This is a genomic window from Actinomadura meridiana, from assembly GCF_039537545.1.
Classification (GTDB): domain Bacteria; phylum Actinomycetota; class Actinomycetes; order Streptosporangiales; family Streptosporangiaceae; genus Spirillospora; species Spirillospora meridiana.
In genome coordinates this window covers 1-5,373 of record NZ_BAABAS010000006.1, presented here as the reverse complement: position 1 = coordinate 5,373, position 5,373 = coordinate 1, and the positions used below count along the sequence as shown (strand labels likewise).

Here is a 5,373-nt window from a genome sequence, read left to right as displayed (position 1 = left end):
TTACCGCTACTCCTTGTGCTGTGACCGACGTTTCGATCCGTTTGCTCAGTACTTCGCGAAGAACTCGACGATCGCCTCGTTGACCGGCCCCGGCCGTTCGAGATGTCCGAGGTGACCGCAGTCGGGGATCTCGACCAGGTCGCAGCCGGGGATCGCGTCGGCCACCTCGGCGCCGAGGTGGGGTGGGGTCACCAGGTCGTCGGAGAAGGTGATGACCCGGCAGGGCGCGGTGATCTTCCGGAGGTCGGCGCGGCGGTCCCGGTCGGTGTCGATCCAGGTCTGGCCGGCGGCGACGGGGGCACCGGCACCGGCCAGCTCGAAGATCTGGAGCCAGGAGGCCACCGCCTCGTCGTCGTTGAGTGTCGCCGGGGACAGCATGTGCACCACCGCGTCGACGGCCGCGAACTCCGGCGGCGGCCGGACGCCGCTGCGCCGGAGCGCGCGTTCGGCCGCCGTCTGTGCCTGGCGGAGCGCGTCCGCGCGGGCCCGGGTGGCGATGAGCACCGCCGAGCGCACCAGTCCGGGGGCGCCGATCGCCAGCTGCTGCGCGATCAGCGACCCCAGCGAGGTGCCGACGATCCGGCAGGGCCCAAGGCGGAGCGCCTCGATCAGCCCCCTGGTGTCGGCGACCAGATCCTCCAGCGTGTACCGGCCGGGCGGGACATCCGACGGCGGCACACCCCGGTTGTCGAAGGTGACCGTCTCGTAGCCCGCCCGGCGCAGCGCCGGGGTCTGGTGCGGGTCCCACTGGTGGCCGGCGGCCCCCGAACCCATGATGAACAGGACCGGCTCGCCCTTCCCCTGCCGGTTGTAGGCGAGCCTGATCCCGTTGGTGCGCAGGTGCGGCATCCTCAGCGCTCTCTCACCAACGCCACTCGCGCTGGTTGAACAGGTGCTCCGACGCCACGTTGTTGTCCTTGCACCAGGTCATGAACTCTTCGATCTGCTTGATCTGGTACGTGTCGGGCGTGTACGTCGTCGCCATGACGTGGCCCTGCCAGCTCTCCTCGCCCATCGCGTACACGAACGCCTCGCGCGAGCCGAGTTCGGTCATGATGGCGGCGGCCTGCTCGGCGTTCGAGCCGGACAGCTTGCGCGAGTCGCTCATCTTCTTGGTGACCGGCCGGGTCAGCAGCCCCTGGTAGAGCCAGGTCAGCGGCGCGCCGTCGCACTCCATGCCGAGGAACGCGTAGTCGACCTCGCCCAGGTGCGAGCGCATGTACTTGTACAGCACCGGGTCGATGCCGGACGAGTCGGCGCCGACGAAGATCGTCTTGTCGGCCATCCGCACCATGTAGGTGGACTTGGAGCGGATGTCCAGGTCGGAGTGCTCGCCGAGGAACGGGGTGGCGACGACCCGGTTGCCGCCGGGCAGCGGGATCTCGTCGAAGTCGTCGACGTCGATGACGTTGAAGCCCATCGACTTCAGGTAGAGGCCGATCGACGGGTCGCACAGGTTGCCCCGGGACGAGCGCGGCACCACGATCGCGTCGGTGCGGGACCGCAGCTGGAGCAGGGTCTCCAGGACGATGTGGTCCTGGTGCCCGTGCGTGATCAGCGCGAGGTCGATGTGGTCGGGCAGGTCGTCGAGCGTGTACCGGTCGCCGTGCCGGTTGTCGGCGCTGATGAACGGGTCGACGACGACTGCGGCCTCGGGGGTCTGCATGACCAGACAGGCGTGCCCGAAGTAGCGGATCCGCCCGCCGCCCTCGATGTGCCGGTCCGGGGAGAGGCTGGGTTCGGGGCTGAGCAGCCGGTCGAGCTGCGCCGCCTGCGCGCCGTCGAGCCCGAGGGCCTCGTGCAGCCTGGCCGCGGTCGTGCCCTCGACGCGGGCGGCGAACAGCGCGTCCAGTCCCGGGTGGTCGAACGTGATCGGCAGTTCCAGGATGCCGGGCTTCGGCAGCCGGGGGGTGCTGAGGATGAACGGCCGCTCGATGCCGTCCTCCAGCGACAGCTGGACGGACTGGCGCCCCCGGTCGAACACGGGGCTGTGGTAGAGCAGCGGCTCGATGAGGTGCAGGGACGCCTGGTTGCTGGTGTCGTACGCCAGTTCCACCAGCCCGTTGAGCGCGGACGGCAGCTTCGGGTACAGCGGGGTCAGGTCGAACCCGGTCGCGTTCTGGCGGAGCAGGTCGTCGGCCTCGGCGATCGCGGCGGCGAACGCCAGCATGTCCGCGCGGTCACGCTTGATGGTGTCGAGCAGCTCGCCGACCTCGGCCGCGCGGTCCTCCTCGACGTTGACGAAGTAGCCGCCGCGCAGGGCGGGGTTGCCGCTGGCCGCGATGTGCACCTGCGGCGAGTGCAGGTAGGACTCCAGCAGCGGCACCTGCACGTTCGCCAGGTTCATCGACGCCTGGGCGGGAGCCACGATGTGCATCCACGCATAGAATCTGTCGACCAACGGTTCGATGATCGCATTCGAGCGGAGAAAAACCCGCTCTTGACTGTCGGGCATCCGGTCTCTCCCGTTCGGAATTGGCTTGCTCCATGCGCTCGGGCTAAAGGCATCACAGGGCGCCGAGACACGTCAACGGCGACCCGACTCAATGGTGTTCGACCGAAGTGCCCACACACTTGAACGCCTCCCGACGTGCACCTTCGTCAAACCTTGATGGGCGTTGGCGCCTGTGCGAGGGTGGTGCCACTCCGATACCGAGGTGCGTGCGGCGTCTCGGTTGCCGTCTGCGCCATCTCCTATCGTCGACAAGTGAGGGCGGTCCCGGTGCCAAATCCGTTCGAGGATCCCGACGCTAGCTATCTGGTCCTGGTCAACGACGAGAATCAGCATTCGCTGTGGCCCGTCTTCGTGGACGTGCCCGACGGTTGGAACACGGTTTTCGGGGAGGCTTCGCGCGACGAATGCCTTCAGTACATCGAGAAGTCGTGGACCGACATGCGACCCAAGAGCCTCATCGAGGCCATGGAAGGGAAATAGCGGCGGGCACACCACCGCGACGTTCCCGAAGGCCGACGGCGCGCCAGCCGTCGGCCTTTGTCACAGGCAGACCCGTGCCGATCCTCCCGCGCGGTGGCGCGGGAGCTGGAGGACGTGATGGACATCGCCCAGCCGGGCCTCGCCTGGCGACCCCATGAGATCACCGGCGCCGCCACCGGCCCACCGGACCTGGTCCGTCACCTCGACGACCTGGGCCCGGAGCGGCTGACCGAGCTGCTGGTCGAGCACAAGGCGCTCGTCTTTCGGGGGTTCGGCGTCACGCCGGACACCATCGACGCGGCGCTGGAACGGCTCGTCCCGGACCGGCTGCCGTACGTCCACGGCAATTCGCCGCGCACCCGCGTCCGCGGAAACCTCTACACCTCCACCGAGTACCCGCAGCAGTACACCATTTCGATGCACAACGAGTTGAGCTTCGCGCACCGTTGGCCCGCCCGGCTCGCGTTCTATTGCGAGACGGCGCCCGACAGCGGCGGCGCGACCACCGTTCTCGACGGTGAACTGTGGTTGAACTCGCTCGACGCCGAGGTGCGCCAAGCGTTCTCCGGCGGCCTCCGCTACGTCCAGAACCTGCACGACGGGCTCGGGTTCGGAAAGAGCTGGCAGGACACTTTCGAAACCGATGACCGGAACGCGGTCGAGGCGTTTCTCAAGGACTCGCACGCCGACTGGGAATGGGGCGACGACGGTCTACGCGTCAGCCAGCTGCGGCCCGCGACCGTGAAGCACCCGGTCACCGGCACCGAGGTCTGGTTCAACCAGGCCGACCAGTGGCACCCGGCCGGGCTCGGCGACGAGACCTCGGCGGAGCTGTACGACATCCTGTCGCCCGAGGAGTTCCCGCAGTACGTGACGTTCGCCGACGGCACCCCGATCCCCGACGCCCACGTCGAGCAGATCCAGAACCGCGGGCTGGAGAGCGCGGTCAACGTCGAGTGGCGGGCCGGAGACGTGCTGCTCATCGACAACGTCGCGGTCGCCCACGGCCGCCGCCCGTTCGAGGGGCCCCGCCGCGTCCTCGTGGCGATGTCGGACGGTTGATCAAGCGGAGTCGTGGATGGGGGCAAGCACGGCGGCGAGGTGGTCGGTCAGCATGGTGAGGCCCGGGGGTTCGCCTCGGGCTTCGGCAAGCTGGGTGATGAGTCTCATCTCGTCGAGGTAGTAGTGGCGGTGGTGGCCCGGATCGTGGATGACGGAGACGACGCCCCGCCGGGCCCATCGACGCAGGTTGGCCGTGGAGACTCCGCTCATTCGCGCCGCGTCCCTGGCGGGAACCCATGGCCCACCGCTTTCGAGGTGAATGACGGCGATCCAGCCCCAACGCTCCCGTTGACGCTGCTCTTCGGCACTGAGTAACGACAACTGCCTTTGCCTTTCATCGTGTCGATGAGCTGAGCCCCGTCCTTTCCCGGGCGGGGTTTTGTCTGTGGCTGTGGCCGTGTCGCCGCAGGGGAGAACCTGGAACTTTCGAGGCGGCAGGGCCGGACGGGCATGGGCCCGGTGGTGCGGAGGGACAGCCCCCTCGACTGTCCCTCCGCTGGTCTTCAAGTGGGGTTGAGGACGGCGAAGACGACCTTGCCGACGTTGCCCGCCAGCGGACGGGCTCCCCAACACCGGGTGAACTGCTCGACGACGAACAGCCCACGGCCCGACTCGCCGTTGAGGTCCGCGCGCTCCAGGCGCGGCATGTCGCAGGTGGAGTCCTGAACCTCCACCCACACCACACCCGCGTCGGTGTGGCCGATACGGAAGACCACCTCGTCGTCGGCCGTGGTCGCGTACCGCAGCGCGTTCGTGACGAGCTCGCTGGCGATGAGGCACGGAACGAAGTCGTCCACCTCCCACCCGCCCGCCACCAGCCGGACGAACGTCCGTACCTCCGCCACCGCCCGCAGATCTCTCTTGACCACCATCTCGCTCTGCACCGCCTCACCCATGATCTCTCCTCACCGTGTGTGGCGAACAGCACACATTCAGCCATATTCATGAGTGGCGTGGGCATGCAGTCCTTAGGTGGATCGCATCAGCAAGGGAAGAGATGCATGAGCAAGTTACCGAGAGAGGTAAGTCGCCATGGCTGTACGGCGCCAGCGTCCCGATGACTCCCCCGCCCTCGTGGCTTTCGGTCGCCAGATGCGGAGGCTACGGGAGGCCAAGGACATCAAGCAGGAGACCATCGCTCACCTGACGAAAGTCAGCCCCGCCCAGGTGAGCCGGATCGAGAGCGGAAAGAAGCGTGCCACGCGCACGTTCGTTGAACTTGTGGACAACTACCTGGAGGCGGGCGGCGCGCTCATCAGCTTGTGGGAGGACCTCAACAGGGACGGCCACCCGGTTCCGATCTGGTTCAGTTGGCCGGTGCGCCACGAGGCGCTGCACAACCGAGTGGAGATTAGAGAAACGCTCCACCAATACCC

At 67.7% G+C, this 5,373-nt stretch carries 7 protein-coding genes; 3 read left to right on the top strand and 4 right to left on the bottom strand.

Going from position 1 to position 5,373, the window contains the following annotated elements; translation table 11 throughout:
* Positions 1 to 45: 45 nt before the first annotated feature.
* Positions 46 to 849: an alpha/beta fold hydrolase gene (locus ABD808_RS13495; protein WP_344895457.1), complete on the bottom strand. Its 804-nt coding sequence runs from the start codon at positions 847 to 849 to the stop codon at positions 46 to 48.
* A 13-nt stretch (positions 850 to 862) separates the two neighbouring features.
* Positions 863 to 2,455, bottom strand: a complete 1,593-nt coding sequence (locus ABD808_RS13490; protein ID WP_344895455.1) for an MBL fold metallo-hydrolase — start codon at positions 2,453 to 2,455, stop codon at positions 863 to 865.
* Positions 2,456 to 2,722: 267 nt separating this feature from the next.
* Between ABD808_RS13490 and ABD808_RS13485 the strand changes: the two genes are divergently transcribed.
* A complete protein-coding gene (locus ABD808_RS13485; protein WP_344897916.1) occupies positions 2,723 to 2,935 on the top strand; it encodes an MbtH family protein in 213 nt (70 codons plus the stop codon).
* Between the two features lie 93 nt (positions 2,936 to 3,028).
* Complete coding sequence (locus tag ABD808_RS13480; protein ID WP_344895452.1) at positions 3,029 to 3,997, top strand: TauD/TfdA family dioxygenase; 969 nt, start codon at positions 3,029 to 3,031, stop codon at positions 3,995 to 3,997.
* Here the strand turns inward: ABD808_RS13480 and ABD808_RS13475 are convergent, their stop codons facing one another.
* A complete protein-coding gene (locus ABD808_RS13475; RefSeq protein ID WP_344895448.1) occupies positions 3,998 to 4,570 on the bottom strand; it encodes a MerR family transcriptional regulator in 573 nt (190 codons plus the stop codon).
* Positions 4,501 to 4,893 (bottom strand): ATP-binding protein, encoded by a 393-nt coding sequence (locus tag ABD808_RS13470; RefSeq protein WP_344895445.1) that lies wholly within the window; start codon positions 4,891 to 4,893, stop codon positions 4,501 to 4,503. The genes ABD808_RS13475 and ABD808_RS13470 overlap by 70 nt, the downstream gene beginning before the upstream one ends.
* Positions 4,894 to 5,029: 136 nt before the next feature.
* Between ABD808_RS13470 and ABD808_RS13465 the strand changes: the two genes are divergently transcribed.
* Positions 5,030 to 5,373 (top strand): helix-turn-helix domain-containing protein (locus ABD808_RS13465; protein ID WP_344895442.1); only part of this gene is annotated, 344 nt, incomplete at its 3' end.